The sequence below is a fragment of the Halogranum roseipondis genome, from assembly GCF_059695585.1.
Window position 1 is genome coordinate 1,621,484 of record NZ_CM185235.1, and the last position, 18,702, is coordinate 1,640,185.

Genomic DNA, 18,702 nt, shown 5'->3' on the forward strand with positions numbered 1-18,702 from the left:
CGTCGTCGGGAGGAACTGCGACCGCCATCGGGGTGGTTCCGCTCGCCGAAGTAACTCCGACCACCGACCCCTCGGAGAGTGAGAGCTATGGTGTCTCGGCACACGTCTGTCGTATGGACTCGCCACGAGCAGTCGTCGAGGAGTTCTTCGACCGCATGGGTGACGACCGACGCGACACTGTCGCCGAACTGTTCCACGACGACGCGATCGTCACGCTGCCGGGTGCGACGTTCCGGGGACCGACCGCCGCGACGGAGTTCCTCGAGTTTCTCGAACCGCGCTACGAGTGGGCCGGCAAGGAGTTCGACCGCTGGATCGAGTCGGGCGAGACCGTCGTGAGTATCGGCACGCTGTACGGCGTCGACAACGACGGCGACGAGTTCCGCGACGTCCGCTACGTCGACGTCTACGAGGTCGAAGACGGGAAGATCCGTCGGCTCGACGTCTGGAACGACCTCGCGGTCGACGGGGTCGTATGACCGCCCGACCTCGGCGGAACGACGCGTCGTCCGACCGTACTGCCGTGCTCTTCGCGCTCAGAGACGACCCGTCGCTCGTCGTCCGCGCCGAGGAGTTGGGGTACGAGTCGGCGTGGGCGGCGGAGGGGCAGGGGAAGACCGCGTTCGGCAAACTCGAACGCTGGGCGGTCCACACCGAGGAGATCGGCCTCGCGACGGGTATCGTCAACGTCTTCTCCAGAACTCCTGCGGCGCTCGCGGCCGCGGCGGCGACGCTCGACGACCACTCCGAGGGACGGGCGATCCTCGGTCTCGGCGTCGCACACCCGGGCGTCGTCGAGACGTTCCACGGCGCGCCGTTCGAGCGCCCGCTCGCGCGCATGCACGAGTACGTCGAACTCGTCCGTCGGTATCTCCGCGGCGAGGCCGAGCGCTTCGACGGGGAGTTCTACAGCCCCGAGCGGACGAGTTTCTGGGACGCTTTCGAGCCGGTCCGGGACGAGATCCCGATCTACAACGGCGCGCTCGGTCCCGGAAACGTCCGGCTCACCGGACAGGTCGCCGACGGTTGGCTCCCGAACCTCTATCCGCGCCCGCAGTTCGAGGAGGCGACGGAGTGGCTCGAGACCGGCGCCGAGCGCGCGGGCCGCGACGTCGACGACGTCGACGTGGCGATGTACGTCCTCACCTCGGTCCACGAGGACGCGGTCGTCGCGCGCGAGCAGGCCGCCCGCCACGTCGCCTACTACCTGCGCGACGTACCGGGTTACTACGGGCGAGCCGCCCAACACGCCGGACTCGGAGGAGAGGTCGAGGCAGTACGGGCGGCACCGACGACGGACGCCGCCGTCGACGAACTCTCCGACGAGTTCCTCGATCTCGTCGCACTCGTCGGCACGCCCGACGAGGTTCGTGGCCGACTAGACGAACTCCGGGCGATGGGCGTCGACCTCCCCGTCGTTCGCGCGCCGTCGGGCGTCGACCGCGAGTGGGTCGAGCGGACGCTCGCGGTGTTCGCGCCGTAGGGCGTCGGAGACGTTCGCACCGCGGGGTGCGAAGATGTTCTCACCGCAACACGAACGACCGACGGGAGAGCCGTACTTTTATGCTGGTTGGCACCGCACCACAAACGAAACCTGTATGACAGAGCGTATTTGGGAGGACCTGCTGTCCGAACGGGACCGGCAGGTCATCACGAAGGCTGGTTACGACAAGGAGGGCGCGTCGTCGTGGGAGTCACGCGGCATGGGCGAGAACCCGATGGTGCTCGTCATCGACATGCAGCGGCTCATCGTCGGCGACGACGTCCCGATCCTCGAGGCCATCGAGGAGCATCGCACCGCGATGGGCGAGATCGCGTGGGACGCCATCGAGTACATCGAACCGTTCCTCGAGTTCGCGCGCGAGCAGGAACTGCCGGTGACGTACACCCGCGTCGTCCCGTCGAGTTACGACGACCCGGACCACCCCGACCTCGACATCGTCGACGCCGTCGCGCCCGAAGAGGGCGACGCCGTCGTCGACAAGTCGTACGCGTCGGCGTTCTACGGGACTGACCTGCTCTCGCGGCTCGTCCGCGGCGGCCACGACTCGGTGATCGTCGTCGGCAACTCGACGAGCGGCTGTGTTCGTGCCACTGCTGTCGACGCGAAACAGAACGGGTTCAGCGTAGTGTTACCGCAGGAGTGCATCTTCGACCGCATCGAAGCCTCCCACAAGGTCGGCCTGCTGGACCTGTGGATGAAGTACGCCGAGGTGCTCGAAACCGAGGAAGTGACGGAGTGGGTCGAGACGCTATGAGTCGCGACTACGACCTCGTCGTCTCCGGCGGGACGGTCGTCACGCCCGAGCACGGGACGTTCGAAGCCGACGTCGCCGCCGACGGCGAGACGATCGCTGCGATCGCCGCACCGGGGACGCTCTCGGGCGAGACCGAGATCGACGCGGCGGGCAGACACGTCCTCCCGGGCGCGATCGACCCCCACACCCACCACGGGATCTATCGCGGCCTGGAGGCGGACGCCGAGTCGGAGTCGAAGTCCGACCTCGTCGGCGGCGTCACCACGATCGGGAACTACTTCCGTCGCGCCGGGGCGTACACCGACATCATGCCGGACTACTTCGCGCAGGCCGAACCCAACTACTACCACGACTACTTCTTCTCGCTCGGACTCCTCTCGATGGAGCACGTCGAGGAGATCCCCACCGTCGTCGAGGAGTTCGGCATCACGTCGTTCAAGTGGTACGTGAACTACAAGAACGCCGCCCGCGAGAAGTTCGGCGTCGACTGCGACATGCACGACGACTTCGGCGACGCGTTCGTCCGGACACTCGCCGAGCAGGACGTGCCGACGACGCTCGGCTACCACTCCGAGAACGTCGAGATCACTAACTCGCTCGCCGGTGGCAACGTCTACGTTACCTCCGAATCCGACGATGCAGGCGACGAAATCGACGAAGACGAGGGCTACGAGGTGATGGTCGAGGAGTTCCCCGGCTACGCCGAGACCCAGAGCATGGTCGCTGGCGCGTCGCTGGCAAAGGTCCACGGCTACGACGACCGGTTCTATGCCGTCCACATCTCCGCCGGCCAAACTGCCGACGAACTCGCCGCGCTCCACGACGCCGGCTACCGAACGTGGGGCGAGACCTGCATCCACTATCTGACGCTCACCACCGAGGAGTGCGACGAGCGGATGAAGGTCAACCCGCCGGTCCGCTCGAAGGCGGACCAAGAGACGCTCTGGGAGCGTCTCGCCGACGGCACCATCTCGACGGTCGGCACCGACCACTGCGCGAATCTCGCGGAGAACAAGTTCGGCGAGGGGATTCGCGACAGCCTGCTCGGCTTCCCGTCGACGCCGGTGATGCTCCCGCTGGTCCTCTCGGAGGGGGTCAACGAGGGCCGGCTCTCGCTGGAACGCGCCGTCGAGGTGACGAGCACCAACGCCGCGAAGGCGTTCAACCTCTACCCGAAGAAGGGGACCGTCAGAGTCGGAAGCGACGCCGACCTCGTCGTCGTCGACCTCGAGAAGACGGAGACGGTGACGCCGGAACGCTTACACAGCGTCTCGGGGTACTCGCCGTACGAGGGTCGGGAGGTCACCGGGTGGCCCACGCAGACGGTCGTGAAAGGACGACTCGCGTACGACGACGGCGACGTCGTCGGGACGAGAGGTCACGGGACGCACGTCGACCGCCCCGTCTGACTATCCCGACCGAAAGCGACGGCCGAACAGGCGGAGACACAACCACACGAACACGCAGCACACACGAACACGCAGACGACACCAAGACAACACACATGACAGACGACAACGACGGACCACTCGCAGGTATCGTCGTCCTCGAAGCGGGATCGATGATCTCCGGCCCGACGGTCGGGCGGTTCCTCGCCGACTTCGGGGCGACAGTGATCAAGATCGAGCATCCGGAGTTCGGCGACCACATCCGAAACTTCGGCCCGCAGAAAGAGGGCGTCGGCCTCTGGCACAAGTATCTCTCCCGGAACAAACAGTCGATCACGCTCGACATCTCGACCGACTCCGGGGGGGCCGTGTTCGAGGATCTCGTGAGCGAGGCCGACCTCCTCGTCGAGAACTTCCGGCCGGGCACGCTCGAACGCTGGGGCCTCGGCTGGGACCATCTCTCCGACGTCAACCCCGACCTCGTGATGCTCCGGATGTCCGGCTTCGGACAGGACGGCCCGTACTCTCAGCGTCCCGGCTTCGGCACGCTCGCCGAGGCGATGTCCGGCTTCGCCTACCTCAACGGCTTTCCCGACTCGCCGCCGCTGCTACCACCGACGGGTCTCGCCGACAACGTCGCGGCGCTGTTCTCGACGTTCGCGGTGATGTTCGCGCTCTATCACCGCGACGTCAACGGCGGCGGCGGCCAGTACATCGACACGAGTCTCATCGAACCCATCTTCGGCCTACTCGGTCCCCAGCCGCTCAGATACGACCAGCTCGGCGAGATCGAGTCGCGGTCGGGCAACCGCTCGACGTCCTCGGCCCCGCGGAACGTCTACCGGACGGGCGACGACCGCTGGGTCGCCATCTCCGCGAGCGCCCAACCGCTCGCGATGCGCACCTTCGACGCCATCGACCGCCCGGAGCTGAAAGACGACCCGCGGTTCGAGACGAACGAGAAGCGACTAGAGCACGTCGAGGAGCTCGACGCCATCATCCAGGAGTGGATGGACGAGCACACGCGCGAGGAGGTGCTCGCCGCGTTCGAAGAAGCAGACGCCACCATCGCGCCGGTGTACAACGTCGAGGACATCCTCAACGACGAGCACTACGCCGCCCGCGACGCGTTCATCTCCGTCGACGACGAGGAGCTCGGCGAGGCGACGGTACAGAACGTCTTCCCGAAGTTCTCGGAGACGCCCGGACGGGTCGACCATCTCGGTCCGTCGCTCGGCGAGCACAACGACGAAGTCTTCCGCGAGCGACTCGGCTACGACGACGAACTGCTCGACGACCTCGAGTCGGAGGGAGCGATATGAGCCTGCTCGACGACCTCCCGGAGCGGGTCCACGTGGTCGAGATGCTCCCCCGCGACGGATTCCAGCGACTCGACGAGTTCGTCCCGACCGAGGAGAAGGTCGAGATCGTCGACCGGCTCTCGGCGACGGGCGTCGACGAGATCGAGATCTCGTCGTTCACACATCCGAAGGCGGTGCCGACGCTGCGGGACGCGGACGAAGTGGCTCAGAAGATCGAACGTCGCGACGACGTCACGTACCGGGCGCTCGTCCCGAACCTCGTCGGGATGGAGCGCGCCGTCGAAGCCGAAGTGGACAAGGTGAACGCGCTCGTGACGGTGAGCGAGACGTACACCGAGAAGAACCAGAACCGCACGCGCGAGGAGGTACTCGCGGAGATGGACGACGTCGTCGACCTCGCGCACGACCACGGCATCGAGGTCGAGGCGGGGATGGGGACGAGCTTCTACTGCCCCTACGAGGGTCGTATCGACCCGGCGGAGACGCTCGCCGTCGTCGACAGCGTCGTCGACTCCGGCGTCGACGAGGTGACGCTGGCGACGACGATGGGGCTGGCGAACCCCGTCGAGATCTCGCAACGATTCAGTGCCGCCTTCGAGGCACATCCGGACCTCGACATGGGACTGCATCTCCACGACACGAACGGGATGAGCCTCGCGAACACGCTGGCCGCGATGGCCGTCGGCGTCGACCGCTTCGACGCCTCCGTCTGTGGACTCGGCGGCGGCGTCGTCCTCCCCGGCGGGATGTCGGGCGTCGGCAACACGCCGACGGAGGACCTCGTCCAGATGCTCACTCGGATGGGCGTCGACCACGGCGTCGACTTCGAGCGGATCGAAGCCGCCGCTCACGACGTGTCTGAGCAGTTGGGTCTCGGCGCGACGAGCCACGTCCTCATGGGCGGCACCGTCGAGCGCGTGTTGGAGACGGTCGCCGCAGACGGCGACGCGAGTGACGCGAGCGGAGGCGAGCGCGCATGAGCGGCAAGACGCTGGCCGAGAAGCTGCTGTCGGAGAAGTCCGGCACCGACGCCCGCGCCGGCGACTACGTCGAAGCGGAGATCGACGTCGCCATGGCCCACGACATCACGGGACCGCTCGCGTTCCAGACGTTCGACGAGGTCACGGGCGAGGACGCAACGCTGTTCGCGCCCGACAGAACCGTCTTCACGATCGACCACCACGCCCCCGCCGACGGGGTACAGGCGGCGAACAACCACAACGCGGTCCGGGAGTTCGCCGCCGAACACGGCGCACACCAGTTCGACGTCGGCGACGGCATCTGTCACGCCGTCCTCGTGGAGGAGGGGTTCGTCCGTCCGGGCGACCTCGTCATCGGTGCGGACTCCCACTCGACGACGTACGGCGGCATCGGGGCGTTCGGCACCGGCGTCGGGTCGACCGACCTCGGGACGGCGCTCGCGACGGGCGAGCTGTGGTTCCGCGTCCCCGAGACGCTGCGGTTCGAAGTCGACGGCGACCTCCAAGACGGCGTCTACGCGAAGGACCTCATCCTCCGGTTCATCGGTGACGTCGGCTTCGACGGCTGTACGTACAAAGCCGCCGAGTACGCTGGGAACACCGTCGAGTCGCTGCCGATCCACGAGCGACTCGTCCTGTCGAACATGGCCATCGAGATGGGCGGGAAGGCGGGGTTCGTCGCCCCCGACGACCGGACCGCCGACTACCTCGAGCGGCAGACCGGAGCCGACGTCGACCTCGACGGGAGCCTCCGGTCGGACGACGACGCCGCGTACGACGCGGTCCACACCTACCGCGCCGAAGAGCTCGCCCCGCAGGTGTCGAAGCCGTCGAACCCCGAGAACGCCGTCGACGTCGACGAGGTCGAGGGGACCGAGATCGACCAACTGTTCGTGGGCACCTGCACCAACGGACGGTACGAGGACATCAAACTCGTCGCCGACATCCTCGCCGGCGAGGAACTCGCGCCGAACGTCCGGATGGTCGTCGTCCCGGCCTCGAAGTCCGTCTACCAGCACATGCTCGGGACGGGCGTGTTCCAGACGCTCACCGACGCCGGGGCGGTCATCCAGAGTGCAGGCTGTGGCCCGTGTGCGGGCTACCACCAGGGCGTGCTCGGCGACGATGACGTCTGTCTCGCGACGGCGAACCGCAACTTCCCCGGCCGCGAGGGGTCGATGCAGTCGCGGGTGTACCTCGCGAGTCCGGCGACGGTCGGCGCGAGCGCGCTGTACGGCGAGATCACCGACCCGCGTCGGGTTCGGACCGACCGCTACGACGACACGGTGTTCGCGGAGGTGCTGTCGTGAGCGACCCCAGCGACCCCGGACGGGCGTGGGTGTTCGGCGACGACGTCGACACCGACCAGATCACCCCGTCGCGGTTCATCGTCTCCTCGGACCCCGACGAACTGGCGACGCACGCCTTCGAGGATCTCCGACCGGCGTTCGCGGGCAGCGTCGAGAGGGGTGATTTCGTCGTCGCCGGCGAGAACTTCGGCAGCGGTTCCTCGCGGGAGCACTCGCCGCTCTCGCTGGTCGGCGCGGGCGTCTCGGGCGTCGTCGCTCAGTCGTTCGCGCGGATCTTCTTCCGGAACGCCATCAACCTCGGGCTCCCGGTGCTCATCTGTCCGGGCGCGGACGCCATCGACGACGGCGACGAGGTGAGCATGGACATCGACGCGGGCGTCGTCTACAACCACACGACGGGCGAACGGTACGACGCGGAGGCGCTCCCCGAGTTCCTCCAGACGCTCGTCGAACGCGGCGGGCTGAAAGCCTACACGAAGGCGAAACTGCAGGAGTAGCGGTCGTCGCGGGCAGCGACAGCACAGAGGCACCCACTTCTCGCCGACCGGTCGCTCTCCGTTTTCGACGCCGAACGGACTCATCGCTCCCAGAAGAGCAATCCGGCGGCGACGAGAAGACAGGCCGCGAGGCCGGCGAACGCGACGACGTAGTCGGCGTAGGTGGCGACGATGCCGACGTACGCCGGTCCCAGTGCGTTCGCCCCGAGGAAGAGAGCGCGTGCTGCGCCGAGATCCGCGCCCATGTCGCCGTCGGGGGCGTTGTCGAGGACGATCGTATCGGCCAGCGGGAACTCCATCTTGTAGCCCAACGCGAGGACGAGGATGCTGCCGTAGACGAGAAGTCGGGCGTCGGCGACGGCGAGGACGCCGAGGGCGACGGCCGCGACGAGGAGCCCGCCGACGGCGATCGACTCACGGCCGAACCGGTCGCTCACACCGCCTGCGACCGGCTTGACCGCGATGCCGACGGCGAAGACGATGGCGAACGCCGCGCTGGCGAGGCGGTGTGAGAACCCCTTGGTCTCGATGAGGAACGTCGGGAAGAAGTTGACGAACCCGCCGACCATGAAGTAGAACAGCGCGAAGGCGACGAGCGTCCGCCGCTGGGCGGGGGTGGCGACGAGGCGGCCGACGGTCCCGCTCACGTTGAGCGACGGCGTACCGACCGCGTACCCCTCCGTCGACCAGTGGGCGAAGAGGACGGCCAGCCCGGCGAGGACGAGCGCCACCGGGACGAACGGCGTGCGCCACGTCGCGTAGGTGAGCGTGAGGATCGCGACTCCCGACGCGAGCAACCCGCCGAAGTCGGTGCCGGCGGCGTACAACCCCAGCGCGCGGCCGCGGCGCTCCACGTAGAGATCCGAGAGGAGCGCGCGCGAGGGGATGGCGAACAACCCCTTCCCGAGACCGGTGACGGCGGCGGCGACGAGGAACCCCGCCAGACCGCCCACGAGGCCGAACGTCGCGAACCCCAGTACGAGAACCACGAGACCGGGGACGATGAGCGTCGTGCGCGTCCAGCGGTCGGAGAACTCACCGCCGGGGTACTGCGTGAGCGCGTAGACGCCCTGAAACACCGCCAGCGTGACGCCGGCGGTCGCGTCCGTGATGCCGAGATCCGCGATGATCGTCGGCAGCAACGGCGACAGGAGGTTCCGTCCCAGTTGGAGCACCCCCCACGACAGCGAGAGGGTCGCCAACATCCGCCCGGGATAGCCAGCGAACAGTCGCTCACTCGCCGCCGACGCTCTGGTCACAGTCACCGTACGCAGGGGTGGTACCAGTGAATTTCGATTGTGGACGAGAACTCTCCTGACTGATCGATAGATCTATTTGAACAGCAGTAAATAAAAAACGCGTTTCCCATTTGTATTGAGTGTTAATTCTATAGTAAATTAGGCGAATTAAAGTATATATAGTGGATATGTGCGATTTTAACCGTCGAAAATAAAATAGCCGAAGGAACTATCTCGTTTTCTATATCAACAAGCGCACACTAGTACGAATGGTCGAATGGCTATCCAACTATTTCTGTATCTCAGTCGTGTGGAGTCGGCGTTCGACCACCGAGATGCGCCGAAACCAGTTTCGACTCGATCCGTTGGAGATGTTCGCTGACCGTCCCGGTCGCGAGATCGAGTTCCGCCGCGAGTTCGCGGTGGGTCGTCCGGCGGGGGATCTCGTAGTAGCCCGCCCGGACCGCGACGTCGAGCACCTCGAGTTGGCGGTCGGTGAGGAGCCCCGAGAGCCGTCCCGTGTCCGGTTCGTACTCGCCGATCCGGTCGAGGGTGAGATCGAGCGTCGGCGGGAGGTCGGCCACCGCCTGTTGGATCGCTCGGTCGGTTCCGAGCACCGTCAGTCGGAGACCGCGCGCCGTGGCGTCCTCTCGGTAGTGGACGGGCCAGTCGACGACGATCTCGTGGTCGTGGAGCGTCGCGAGCAGGTCGCTCACCAGTCCGGCGGTCCGACACTGGACGTACGCGACGCCGCGGCCCTCCGACCCCGTGATGTCGAAGGTGAGCACGTCCGGCGCGTCCTCGAGCACCGTCGCCGCTCGCTCGAGGTCGCCGCGCAGTTCGAGCAGTTCGACGTACTGTCCCTCGGGACCCGGACTCACGTAGTGGATCGCCTCGACCGCGATCGCGTCTTCCCGCGCGAAGACGTCGTCGACCGGGTGGAGCTGTCCGTCGGTCCAGCGGAGTGTCACTGTCGCGTAGCGCATCGGTAGTCTCCCGTGTTCGACCGGCCGACAGTCAGACCTCCCCGTCGTCGCTGTCTCGCGGCCGGTCCGTCCCGAACGTCGTCGCCGATGCTACTTGAATACACCTAGGATGCTCGCAAACAGGTAGAGGGAAGTCGGGGCCGAACCGAGCATCGATGAGTAGCGACACGCCCACCGCAGCGGAGATGCCACCCGGCCCGGACGGTCTCCCGGTCGTCGGCAACTATCTCGCGTTCGTGCGTCGCCCCTTCGAGTTCATGACGCAGAACGCCCGAGAGTACGGCGACATCGTCGGGTGGACCGAGATCGACGGACCGGTCTACCAGTTGAATCACCCCGAACACATCGAGCACGTCCTCGTCCAGAACAACCAGAACTACATCAAGGGTGAGGCGTTCCAGCGGACGCTCTCCCCCATCACCGGTAACGGCATCCTGAACAGCGAGGGGGCGATCTGGCGTCGCAACCGCCACCTCATCCAACCCGCGTTCGGCCCGGAGCGCATCCAGGAGTACGCCGGGATGATGACCGACTGTGTCGAGGACCTGCTGTCGACGTGGGCCGACGGCGAGACGCGCCCGTTCCACGAGGACATGATGGAGGTGACGCTCCACATCGTCGCTCGGGCACTGTTCGGCGTCGACATCGAAGGGTACGTCGACGACGTGGCGCTCGCGCTGGAAGAGTTCATGCAGGCGTCCGACAACCTCTCGAACTACGTCCTGCCGGAGGGAGTTCCCACGCCCTCGCGGCGGCAGATCGGCCGCGCCCGCGAGCGACTCGACGACGTCGTCTACGAGATGATCGAGCACCGTCGCGACGACCCCGGCGAGCGCGACGTGATCTCGATGCTGTTGAACGTGACCGACGAGACGGGCGAAGGCCTCTCGACGGAGCAGATCCGCGACGAGGTGGTGACGCTGCTGCTGGCCGGCCACGAGACGACCGCCCTCTCGCTGACGTTCACGGCCTACGCGCTCGCCCGTCACCCCGAGGCCGAGCGACGACTCGTCGCCGAACTCGACGAGGTGCTCGACGGCGAGACGCCGACGATGGCCGATCTCTCGGAACTGACCTACACCGAACAGGTGGTCAAGGAGTCGATGCGTCTCTACCCGCCCGTCCCCGGCATCGTCCGCGAACCGGTCAAACCGGACGTCGTCGGCGGCTACGAGATCCCGCCGGGCGCGACGATCCGGATGCACCAGTGGGTCGTCCACCGCGACTCGCGGTGGTACGACGACCCGCTGGCGTTCGAACCCACCCGCTGGACCCCGGAGTTCGAGAAGTCGCTGCCGAAACTGGCGTACTTCCCCTTCGCGGCGGGACCGCGGCGCTGTATCGGCGACCGCTTCGCCATGCTCGAAGCGCGCCTCCTGTTGGCGACGATCTACCAGCGGTTCCACCTCGAACTCACGCCGGACACGGAGCTGAACCTCTCGGCGGCCGTGACCGCCCGGCCGAAAGACGAGGTGCTGACGACCGTTCACCGTCGCTGACTGGACACCGGCGCCGGTCGTCGCTCCAGCTGTTCTGCCGACTCCCTTCTCCCTCTCCGCACGCACTGCCGGTCGCCGCTCCCGACTGTCCCATCGTCGACGGGAACGCCGACCACCGGTCCAGTAATGGTTGCTGAAATAATACGACAATCGTTTAGTCTATATCTCGAACGTTTATGTTACCCATTGTCGTTAGAAATTATTTTCAATGGAGTACAGAAATGCGAACGCGGCACACATGGCAATCGAATTTGCACACAGTCCGCTCGTGACGTTCGCGGTCGGACTTGCGTTGGTGGTACTGTTACTCGTCATCTGGGACCTCCCGGCGTTCGTCGGGTTGACGGTTGCGGCGTTCTCTGTGGGCCTCGTCAACGCCGTGTTCGTCCCCGACTTCGCGTTCAGTCAGGCGGCGACCGAGACGGCGACCGCGTTCGGCAACGGGATGGCCGGCATCGGGATCCCGATCCTGATGGCCGCCATCATCGGCAAGTCGATGCTCGAGAGCGGGGCGGCCCAGCGCGTCGTCCGCGCGTTCCAGTCGCTCCTCGGGCGGGAGAACTCCGACGTGGCGCTGTGGGGGAGTTCGACCGTCCTCGCGATCCCGGTGTTCTTCGACAGCGTCTTCTACCTCCTGGCACCGCTGGCGCGGTCGATGCGCGCCCGGATCGGCGACAACTACGCGCTCTACATCGTCGTCGTCGGCGCGGGTGCGGCGACGACGCACGTGTTCGTCCCGCCGACGCCCGGCCCGCTGGCCGTCGCCAGCGAGATCGGTGCCGACCTCGGCACGACGATGCTCGTCGGCGCAGCCGTCGCACTTCCCTCGGCGACGATGGGCGGACTCGTCTACGGCCGCTGGATCAACAACCGCATCGACATCCCGCTGCGGGACACGATGGGGACGACGACCGAGGAGCTCGAAGAGCGCGCCGAGCGCGACTCGAGTGCACTCCCCGGCGTGCTGGAGTCGATCGCGCCCATCCTCATCGCCGTCGTCCTGGTCGGGGCGTCGACGGCCATCGGCCCGCTGCAGCAGGCGCTCCCTGCTCTCTCGGGCGCACTCGCGACCCTCGAACCCGCCGTCGCGTTCCTCGGCGACAAGAACGTCGCGCTGACCGTCGCGGCCATCGCCGCGGCGCTCATCTACCTCCGGTGGACCGACCTCGCACGCTCCGAGTGGGAGAGTGAACTCACCGAGGCGCTGAAGAGCGGTGGCAACATCGCCGCCATCACCGCGATGGGTGGCGCGTTCGGCGCGCTGCTGGCCGCCTCGGGGATCGGGTCGTACCTCGCCAACGGCCTCGAGGGCATCGGCATCGGTCTGCTCGTCACGGCGTGGCTCATCGCCGCCATCGTCCGCATCGCACAGGGGTCGGCGACGGCCGCGATGCTCACCGCCGCCGGCATCATGGCCCCGCTGACCGGCCAGCTGGACGTCCACACGGCGTACCTCGTGATGGCGATCGGCGCGGGCGGCAACATCTGCTCGTGGTACCCCGACTCGGGGTTCTGGCTCGTCAAGGAGATCGGCGGCCTCACGCAGGCCGAGACGCTCCAGACGTGGACCGTCGTGACGACGATCATCTCGGTCACCGGCCTCGTGTCGGTGCTCGTGCTCTCGACGCTGTTCCCGCTGTAGGAACACGCTCGATCCGAACTCCTTCACTCCTTCTGCGCCCGTTCGTGACCGACGCGGCTCTCGCCCGACTCGACTGTTGCAACTGCTCGCACTCCACACGGCCACAGCACATACCTACCTCGCGGGCGACGGTGTCGCTATGACGGACGAAGAACTCGGCCAGGCGACGATCGTCTACGAAGATCCCGACGGGGAGACCGTCGAGAAGCAGGTCGACAACGAACACATCGCGTACTTCCAGGACCACTGGATCCTCAAGACCGACGAACAGGACGGCCAGGACATCGTCCGCCGCATCCCGCTGCAGCGAGTCTACTACGTCGAACGCTCGGTCGAGGAGTTCGAGGAGGAGGTCGCCACGGTGCGCAATCAAGTCGAGTCGCTCGCCGGCAACCTCCGACAGCGACTGTTCGGCAGCGAACAGCAAGAGCAGAGCCAAGAGAGCGGCGAGAGTCTGAAGATCAACGTCGGCGACTCGGACTCTGACGACCAGAGTAGTTAGTAATACTCGTTTTCTCACTCGGTATTTTTCGTGGTCTCCCGTAGAACCGAGACCACCGTCTTTGGAATCGGGCACACCTCGAAAGCCCCCGCACTGTCGACTGTGCGCGACGACTTTTCCAAGTCGACGGTCGCGTTCGACGACCGGCGACGCACCGATCATCTCGATTCGACAATATACTCTGTCATATTTGTCGTACCGTCATCTGAGAGAACGATTTATACGCTATCGTCTGCAAGGCTGAGTATGGAGTCCCACCGAGAGCGACAGTCGACGGCGGGCCCCCCTCCGGTTCCCGTCGAGACAGCCGACCCGCCGGGAGGGATGAGATGACGACCGACACCGGTCCCGACGTCGACAGACTGTGGCTGCTCGCCGTCGGCGTGCTCCTCGTCACGATGCCGGCGCTGACGCTCTTCGTCGCCTACGCCGTCCTGTCGGCGACCCGGAGCGTCGTGCTCGAACAGGTGACGCTCGTCGAGGCGGCCGAACTCTACCTGATCGAACTGGTGGCGTTCGGCGTCTTCAGCTACGTCCTGTACCGTCTCACGAGATACATCGTCCGAAAGGAGTTGACCGGCGAGCGGGGAGACGACGAACGGACGGACGACGAGCCACAGCAGAACCGCGATCGGTCGACGGAGCACGCCGAACTACGGTGAGTGGCAGAGGCGGTGACGACACCGTCGGAGCATCCGGTCTCCGCGTCGCCGAGACGCTCGGGAGACTCTCAAAAGAACTGAGAGGTGGATCCGGCGCCACCGGCGACGGTCTCGAGCGAGTGGTCGACGAGCGCGCCGGCGTCGAGCGGATACCAGCGATCGCGGTAGGCGACGAGCAGCGGTCGTTCCCCGTAGTCGCGGGCCCACGACCCGGGGGAGCGATCTTCGACGGATTCGAGGTAGACGTACTCTCTGTCCCCGACGGTCACCGTCAGGGGGTCGGAGACGAGAAGCGACTCGGGGACGTCTTCGTGGTCGACGAGTACCGCGCAGTGTCCTTCCGGGATCACGAACCCGGTGCGGAAGCCGAGCGCGTCGCTCGACAGCACCCCGGCGAGCACGAGCGCGAGGTCCTCACAGTCGCCCGTGTTCTCGGCGATCGTCTCGGCCGGATACCGGATGTACTCCCGCTGACCGGTCGTCGCACGGTCCGTCGCGTACTCGATGTCGGCGACGACCGCCTGCGCGGCCAGGAGTCGGTCGGCGTCGCTCGCGTACTCGTCGGCGATCTGTCGCCCCACCCGTTCGAGTGCGTCGTTGTCGCGGGCGGCGTCGACCGCGCGGGCGAACGACCGGTCGCGGTCGCGGGCGGCGGCGTACGCCGACTTGGGGATGTCGACCTGGAACGCCGCTCTCCCGCCGTCGACGTCGACCGCGTACCGCCGCGAGAGGCGGCCAGAGACCTGCTCGGTCGAGCGGGTCGTCTCGCCACCGCCGACGCATCCTGCGAGTCCGGCGGTGATCGCGGCTCCCAGTCCGGTGAGGAGTCTTCGGCGTGTCGTTCGGTCACGTCGCGACGATGTCGGTGAACTGTCGTCTACCATTGTCGGTTGTGAGCGACGGAGGTGAGTACGGCGCGGTGCCGGAGCGCACCGGCTGAGCGGGGTGCTGAGTCGTCGGTAGCGGCGAGAACGTTCGGACGTCTCTCTCGGCGTCGGTGGTGGCTCAAGACAGTGTGTAGACCGAGTGCTCCCACCGACATCGAACTAACGGCCGTTCGGCCGTCGCTCGCTCTCCGGACGACGACGTGCGTCACAGAACTTGGAGTTCGAGATAATTAACGTTCCGGCGTTCGGGAGTCGATTCTCACGTCGTTGGAACTGGCTTCCCCACCTTTTTGGGTGGCTTCTGAAGGGTCAACTGTACTATGAGTGACCGCATCGGCGCACCCGGAACGGGTATCTCACGACGCGAGTTCCTCGCAGCGACCGGCAGTGTGGGCGTGACGACGCTCGCCGGCTGTCAAGCACCGACCAGTCAGACGAACCCGAAGGCCGGACAGTCGGCCGTCGCCAGCATGCAGCAGTCGTCGTTCCCGACGACCAGTCCACCCGAGGTCGTCGACGTTGACGAGCAGGGCGGGAAACTGACGCTGAAGACCCAACCCGCAGTTCACGAGGCGCACCCGCTGGAGTCGATGGGCGGTCCCGTGAAACTCCCTCGTGTCTGGGCGTTTCAGGCCGACAACCACGACCCGAGCGTCCCCGGTCCGATCATCCGCACCACCGAGGGCGACGACATGGAGGTGACGCTCGACAACACCGACGGGAGACGGCCGCACACCGTCCACTTCCACGGCGTCCAGAAGGCGTGGAAGGACGACGGGGTTCCCACCACGACGGGGATCACGGTCGAACCCGGTGAGAAACACACCTACACCGTCCCGGCGAACGTCCCGGGGACGCACTTCTATCACTGTCACTTCCAGACGCACCGTCACATCGACATGGGGATGTACGGCATCTTCCGCGTCGACCCGAAGGGGTACGAGGAGGCCGACAAGGAGTACTTCATGACGGTCAAGGAGTGGGACTCCCGGCTCAACCGCATGATGGCCGGTGAGGACGCCTCCTACAGCCCACGGAGTCGCGACCCCGACGTCTTCACCGTCAACGGGAAGTCCGCGCCACGGACGCTCCACCCCGAAGACGGATCGCCCATCGTCGTCGAACAGGGGGATACCGTCCGCGTCCACTACGTCAACGGCGGCTACATGAGCCACCCGATGCACATCCACAACCACCGCTTCCAGCGCGTGGAGAAGGACGGCGGGGTGATCCCCGAGGCGGCCCGCCACGAGATGGACGTGACCAACGTCGCCCCCGCAGAGCGTCACACCATCGAGTTCACCGCCGACGCCCAACCCGGCATCTACCTCATGCACTGTCACAAGGTCAGCCACGTGATGAACGGGAACTCCTACCCCGGCGGGATGCTCTCGGGTGTCGTCTACAAGGAGGCGATGAACACCGACATCTTCGACCAGCTGATGCAGTACGCCGGCTACGAGGGCTAACCGACCACGAGGACGCAACCTATGTCATCCATCTCAGCCACGATACGCGAACGCGATGCGACGTCAGCGGTACGTGAACCGGACGTGACGCGGCGGACGGTGTTACGGGGTGCTGTGAGTGCGACGACGGCCTGTCTCGCACTCGGGTCGGCGGGAGGTACCGCGGCACAGTCGTCCGGTGAGTCGGACCTCGCGGGGTGGTTCGGAAACGTCGACAACTACGAGGGAGTCGTCGACGAGACCGGTAACGCAGAGGTGACGATCACCGTCGGCACGTCGGCCAACGGTGGCAACTTCGGGTTCGGCCCGGCCGCCGTCCGCGTCGATCCTGGAACGACTGTCGTCTGGGAGTGGTCGGGGAAGGGCGGGACGCACAACGTCGTCGCCGAAGACGGTGGCTTCGAGAGCGAGATGACCGGCGAAGCCGGCCACACGTTCGAGCACACCGTCGAGTCGACGGGTGTCTTGAAGTACGCCTGCGTCCCCCACAAGTCGATGGGGATGAAGGGGGCGGTCGTCGTCGGCGACGTCGACGTCGACGTTGGCGTCGGAGAGGGCGAGAACGCCGCGGGAGAGAGTGCAGCCGGTGGTCCCGACTACGACGGCTGGTTCGACGACGTCGGCAACTACGAGCGGACCGTAGACAGGACCGGCGAGACCGAAGTGACGATCACCGTCGGTGCGGATGGAAACCACGGAAGTGTCGCGTTCGACCCGCCGGCCGTCCACGTCGATCCCGGGACGACCGTCGTCTGGAAGTGGTCCGGTGAAGGAGGGTCGCACAACGTCGTCGCCAAGGACGGGAGCTTCGAGAGCGAACTGACCGGTGCAGCGGGTCACACGTTCGAACAGACGCTCGAGTCGACAGGCGTCCGGAAGTACGCCTGCGTTCCGCACCGGGCGATGGGGATGAAGGGAGCGGTCGTCGTCGGCGATCCGCAGTCTGCCGACGAGGACGACGGACTGGCGACCACGCTCACGCTCGGCGGCGGAGTCGGACTCGTCGGCGGTCTCGTTGCACTGTTCGGGTTCGGGACGCGCGAGAAGGCGAAGCGACGGGGACCCCGTCCCGACCTCTGACCGCGTCGCCGTTCGGGGCTCTCTCCTCACTGCTGTCGACGAAACGCTCGCCGCGGACAGCGGTTCACGGCAACCGAAGGAGTCCGTCCACCTCGTAGAGATAGCCTTTCTGCAGCAGTTCGGTGAGGACCGCCGCGGCGTCGTCGCCGGTGAACTCGTCGCTCTCGAGCAGCGACTCTGCGGCCGACTGCGACAGCCCTGCGCTGGTAGCTTTGATCTCGGGGCGGAGCAGGTCGAGCGCCTCCTCGGCACTCGCGCTGAGTGGGGTCCGACTGTTCCGCATCGTCCCCATATATCCGTCAGACTGCATTGTAGGTTCGGGTCGGTGCAGTACCCGCTCGGCGTGAGATATACCCCCCTCGGACGCGTTAGCTCCCGTCATGGGTTGGGTCAAACGCCACCTCCTCGTCACCTCGCTGGTCGGACTGCTCCTCTCCGTCGGTCTGCTCACGGCGCTCGTCGGCTATCTGGGTGTCGTCGTCTACGCCGCGCTCGCGAGCGGCGGGCCGGTCGTCGGTCCGCTCGTCGAACTCGCGCTCCCCTTCTTCGTCGCACTCGCAGTCCTGCTCACCGTCGCGACGCTGTCGGGCGTCGGACTGACCGTCGCCGTCCTCCGTCGACTCTCCGTCCCGCGGAGCCAGCGCGCCCACGCACTCGTCGACCGCGTCGAACGGAACTACTCGCCGCTCGACTCGGTCGTCTTCGCCGACTTCCTCGCGCCACCCCAGCCGTCTGACGAGGAACGGGCCGAGCGGGCGCTCGACGACCTCCAGCGGCGCTACGTCGAAGGCGAACTCACCGAAGCGGCGTTCGAGCGAAAAGTCGACCGGCTCGTCGCCACCGACTCGCTCGACGAGGCGCGTGCCGACCGCGAGCGGCGAGCGACGCTCGAAGAGGAGCGCTCGCGGTGAGTGATCGGTCGAGCGTCGTGTTCCGGGGCGTTTTCGTCTCTCGTACCAATACGCTCACCTTCGCTCCCCCG

General features: G+C 66.5%; 19 protein-coding genes. 15 read left to right on the forward strand and 4 right to left on the reverse strand.

Going from position 1 to position 18,702, the window contains the following annotated elements:
• Positions 1 to 113 precede the first annotated feature (113 nt).
• The 8 genes from EOHIBHHM_RS08735 to EOHIBHHM_RS08770 all read left to right on the forward strand — a co-directional run bounded on the left by EOHIBHHM_RS08735 (position 114) and on the right by EOHIBHHM_RS08770 (position 7,755).
• Positions 114 to 479: a nuclear transport factor 2 family protein gene (locus EOHIBHHM_RS08735; RefSeq protein WP_497256563.1), complete on the forward strand. Its 366-nt coding sequence runs from the start codon at positions 114 to 116 to the stop codon at positions 477 to 479.
• Complete coding sequence (locus EOHIBHHM_RS08740) at positions 476 to 1,483, forward strand: LLM class flavin-dependent oxidoreductase (protein WP_497256565.1); 1,008 nt, start codon at positions 476 to 478, stop codon at positions 1,481 to 1,483. The genes EOHIBHHM_RS08735 and EOHIBHHM_RS08740 overlap by 4 nt, the downstream gene beginning before the upstream one ends.
• Positions 1,484 to 1,598: 115 nt before the next feature.
• On the forward strand, positions 1,599 to 2,258 hold the full coding sequence (locus EOHIBHHM_RS08745; protein ID WP_497256567.1) for an isochorismatase family protein: 660 nt from the start codon (positions 1,599 to 1,601) through the stop codon (positions 2,256 to 2,258).
• On the forward strand, positions 2,255 to 3,667 hold the full coding sequence (locus tag EOHIBHHM_RS08750; RefSeq protein WP_497256569.1) for a dihydroorotase: 1,413 nt from the start codon (positions 2,255 to 2,257) through the stop codon (positions 3,665 to 3,667). The genes EOHIBHHM_RS08745 and EOHIBHHM_RS08750 overlap by 4 nt, the downstream gene beginning before the upstream one ends.
• A 95-nt stretch (positions 3,668 to 3,762) precedes the next feature.
• Positions 3,763 to 4,968 (forward strand): CaiB/BaiF CoA transferase family protein, encoded by a 1,206-nt coding sequence (locus tag EOHIBHHM_RS08755; RefSeq protein ID WP_497256571.1) that lies wholly within the window; start codon positions 3,763 to 3,765, stop codon positions 4,966 to 4,968.
• Positions 4,965 to 5,948, forward strand: coding sequence for a hydroxymethylglutaryl-CoA lyase (locus EOHIBHHM_RS08760; RefSeq protein ID WP_497256573.1), 984 nt, complete (start codon positions 4,965 to 4,967; stop codon positions 5,946 to 5,948). Before EOHIBHHM_RS08755 ends, EOHIBHHM_RS08760 begins: the two co-directional genes overlap by 4 nt.
• Positions 5,945 to 7,258 carry a 3-isopropylmalate dehydratase large subunit gene (locus tag EOHIBHHM_RS08765; protein WP_497256575.1) on the forward strand — a complete coding sequence of 438 codons (1,314 nt, stop codon included), beginning with the start codon at positions 5,945 to 5,947 and terminating at the stop codon, positions 7,256 to 7,258. The genes EOHIBHHM_RS08760 and EOHIBHHM_RS08765 overlap by 4 nt, the downstream gene beginning before the upstream one ends.
• Positions 7,255 to 7,755, forward strand: coding sequence for a 3-isopropylmalate dehydratase small subunit (locus tag EOHIBHHM_RS08770; RefSeq protein ID WP_497256577.1), 501 nt, complete (start codon positions 7,255 to 7,257; stop codon positions 7,753 to 7,755). The genes EOHIBHHM_RS08765 and EOHIBHHM_RS08770 overlap by 4 nt, the downstream gene beginning before the upstream one ends.
• A gap of 80 nt (positions 7,756 to 7,835) precedes the next feature.
• Here the strand turns inward: EOHIBHHM_RS08770 and EOHIBHHM_RS08775 are convergent, their stop codons facing one another.
• Both EOHIBHHM_RS08775 and EOHIBHHM_RS08780 read right to left on the reverse strand, forming a co-directional pair.
• Positions 7,836 to 8,960: an MFS transporter gene (locus EOHIBHHM_RS08775; protein ID WP_497256957.1), complete on the reverse strand. Its 1,125-nt coding sequence runs from the start codon at positions 8,958 to 8,960 to the stop codon at positions 7,836 to 7,838.
• A 335-nt stretch (positions 8,961 to 9,295) separates the two neighbouring features.
• Positions 9,296 to 9,979 (reverse strand): helix-turn-helix domain-containing protein, encoded by a 684-nt coding sequence (locus tag EOHIBHHM_RS08780; protein WP_497256579.1) that lies wholly within the window; start codon positions 9,977 to 9,979, stop codon positions 9,296 to 9,298.
• A gap of 155 nt (positions 9,980 to 10,134) precedes the next feature.
• Between EOHIBHHM_RS08780 and EOHIBHHM_RS08785 the strand changes: the two genes are divergently transcribed.
• The 4 genes from EOHIBHHM_RS08785 (at position 10,135) to EOHIBHHM_RS08800 (ending at position 14,284) form a co-directional block, all read left to right on the forward strand.
• Positions 10,135 to 11,478 carry a cytochrome P450 gene (locus EOHIBHHM_RS08785; protein WP_497256581.1) on the forward strand — a complete coding sequence of 448 codons (1,344 nt, stop codon included), beginning with the start codon at positions 10,135 to 10,137 and terminating at the stop codon, positions 11,476 to 11,478.
• A gap of 238 nt (positions 11,479 to 11,716) precedes the next feature.
• Complete coding sequence (locus tag EOHIBHHM_RS08790) at positions 11,717 to 13,120, forward strand: GntP family permease (protein WP_497256959.1); 1,404 nt, start codon at positions 11,717 to 11,719, stop codon at positions 13,118 to 13,120.
• A 139-nt stretch (positions 13,121 to 13,259) separates the two neighbouring features.
• Complete coding sequence (locus EOHIBHHM_RS08795; RefSeq protein WP_497256583.1) at positions 13,260 to 13,622, forward strand: hypothetical protein; 363 nt, start codon at positions 13,260 to 13,262, stop codon at positions 13,620 to 13,622.
• Positions 13,623 to 13,951: 329 nt separating this feature from the next.
• Entirely contained in the window at positions 13,952 to 14,284 is a 333-nt protein-coding gene (locus EOHIBHHM_RS08800; protein ID WP_497256585.1) for a hypothetical protein, read from the forward strand.
• Positions 14,285 to 14,352: 68 nt separating this feature from the next.
• Here EOHIBHHM_RS08800 and EOHIBHHM_RS08805 read toward each other — a convergent pair whose 3' ends face one another.
• Entirely contained in the window at positions 14,353 to 15,168 is an 816-nt protein-coding gene (locus EOHIBHHM_RS08805) for a hypothetical protein (protein WP_497256587.1), read from the reverse strand.
• Between the two features lie 323 nt (positions 15,169 to 15,491).
• Here EOHIBHHM_RS08805 and EOHIBHHM_RS08810 point away from each other — a divergent pair, with 323 nt between their 5' ends.
• Together EOHIBHHM_RS08810 and EOHIBHHM_RS08815 are read left to right on the forward strand one after the other, a co-directional pair.
• The gene (locus EOHIBHHM_RS08810) at positions 15,492 to 16,640 is read left to right on the forward strand and encodes a multicopper oxidase domain-containing protein (RefSeq protein WP_497256589.1); all 1,149 of its coding nucleotides are present in this window, start codon (positions 15,492 to 15,494) and stop codon (positions 16,638 to 16,640) included.
• Positions 16,641 to 16,661: 21 nt separating this feature from the next.
• Positions 16,662 to 17,720, forward strand: a complete 1,059-nt coding sequence (locus EOHIBHHM_RS08815; protein WP_497256591.1) for a halocyanin domain-containing protein — start codon at positions 16,662 to 16,664, stop codon at positions 17,718 to 17,720.
• A gap of 64 nt (positions 17,721 to 17,784) precedes the next feature.
• On the opposite strand, the gene EOHIBHHM_RS08820 is transcribed toward EOHIBHHM_RS08815, so the two are convergent.
• Positions 17,785 to 18,030 carry a hypothetical protein gene (locus EOHIBHHM_RS08820; protein ID WP_497256592.1) on the reverse strand — a complete coding sequence of 82 codons (246 nt, stop codon included), beginning with the start codon at positions 18,028 to 18,030 and terminating at the stop codon, positions 17,785 to 17,787.
• Between the two features lie 70 nt (positions 18,031 to 18,100).
• Here EOHIBHHM_RS08820 and EOHIBHHM_RS08825 point away from each other — a divergent pair, with 70 nt between their 5' ends.
• Positions 18,101 to 18,631 (forward strand): SHOCT domain-containing protein, encoded by a 531-nt coding sequence (locus tag EOHIBHHM_RS08825; protein ID WP_497256594.1) that lies wholly within the window; start codon positions 18,101 to 18,103, stop codon positions 18,629 to 18,631.
• The last annotated feature ends 71 nt before the right edge of the window (positions 18,632 to 18,702 follow it).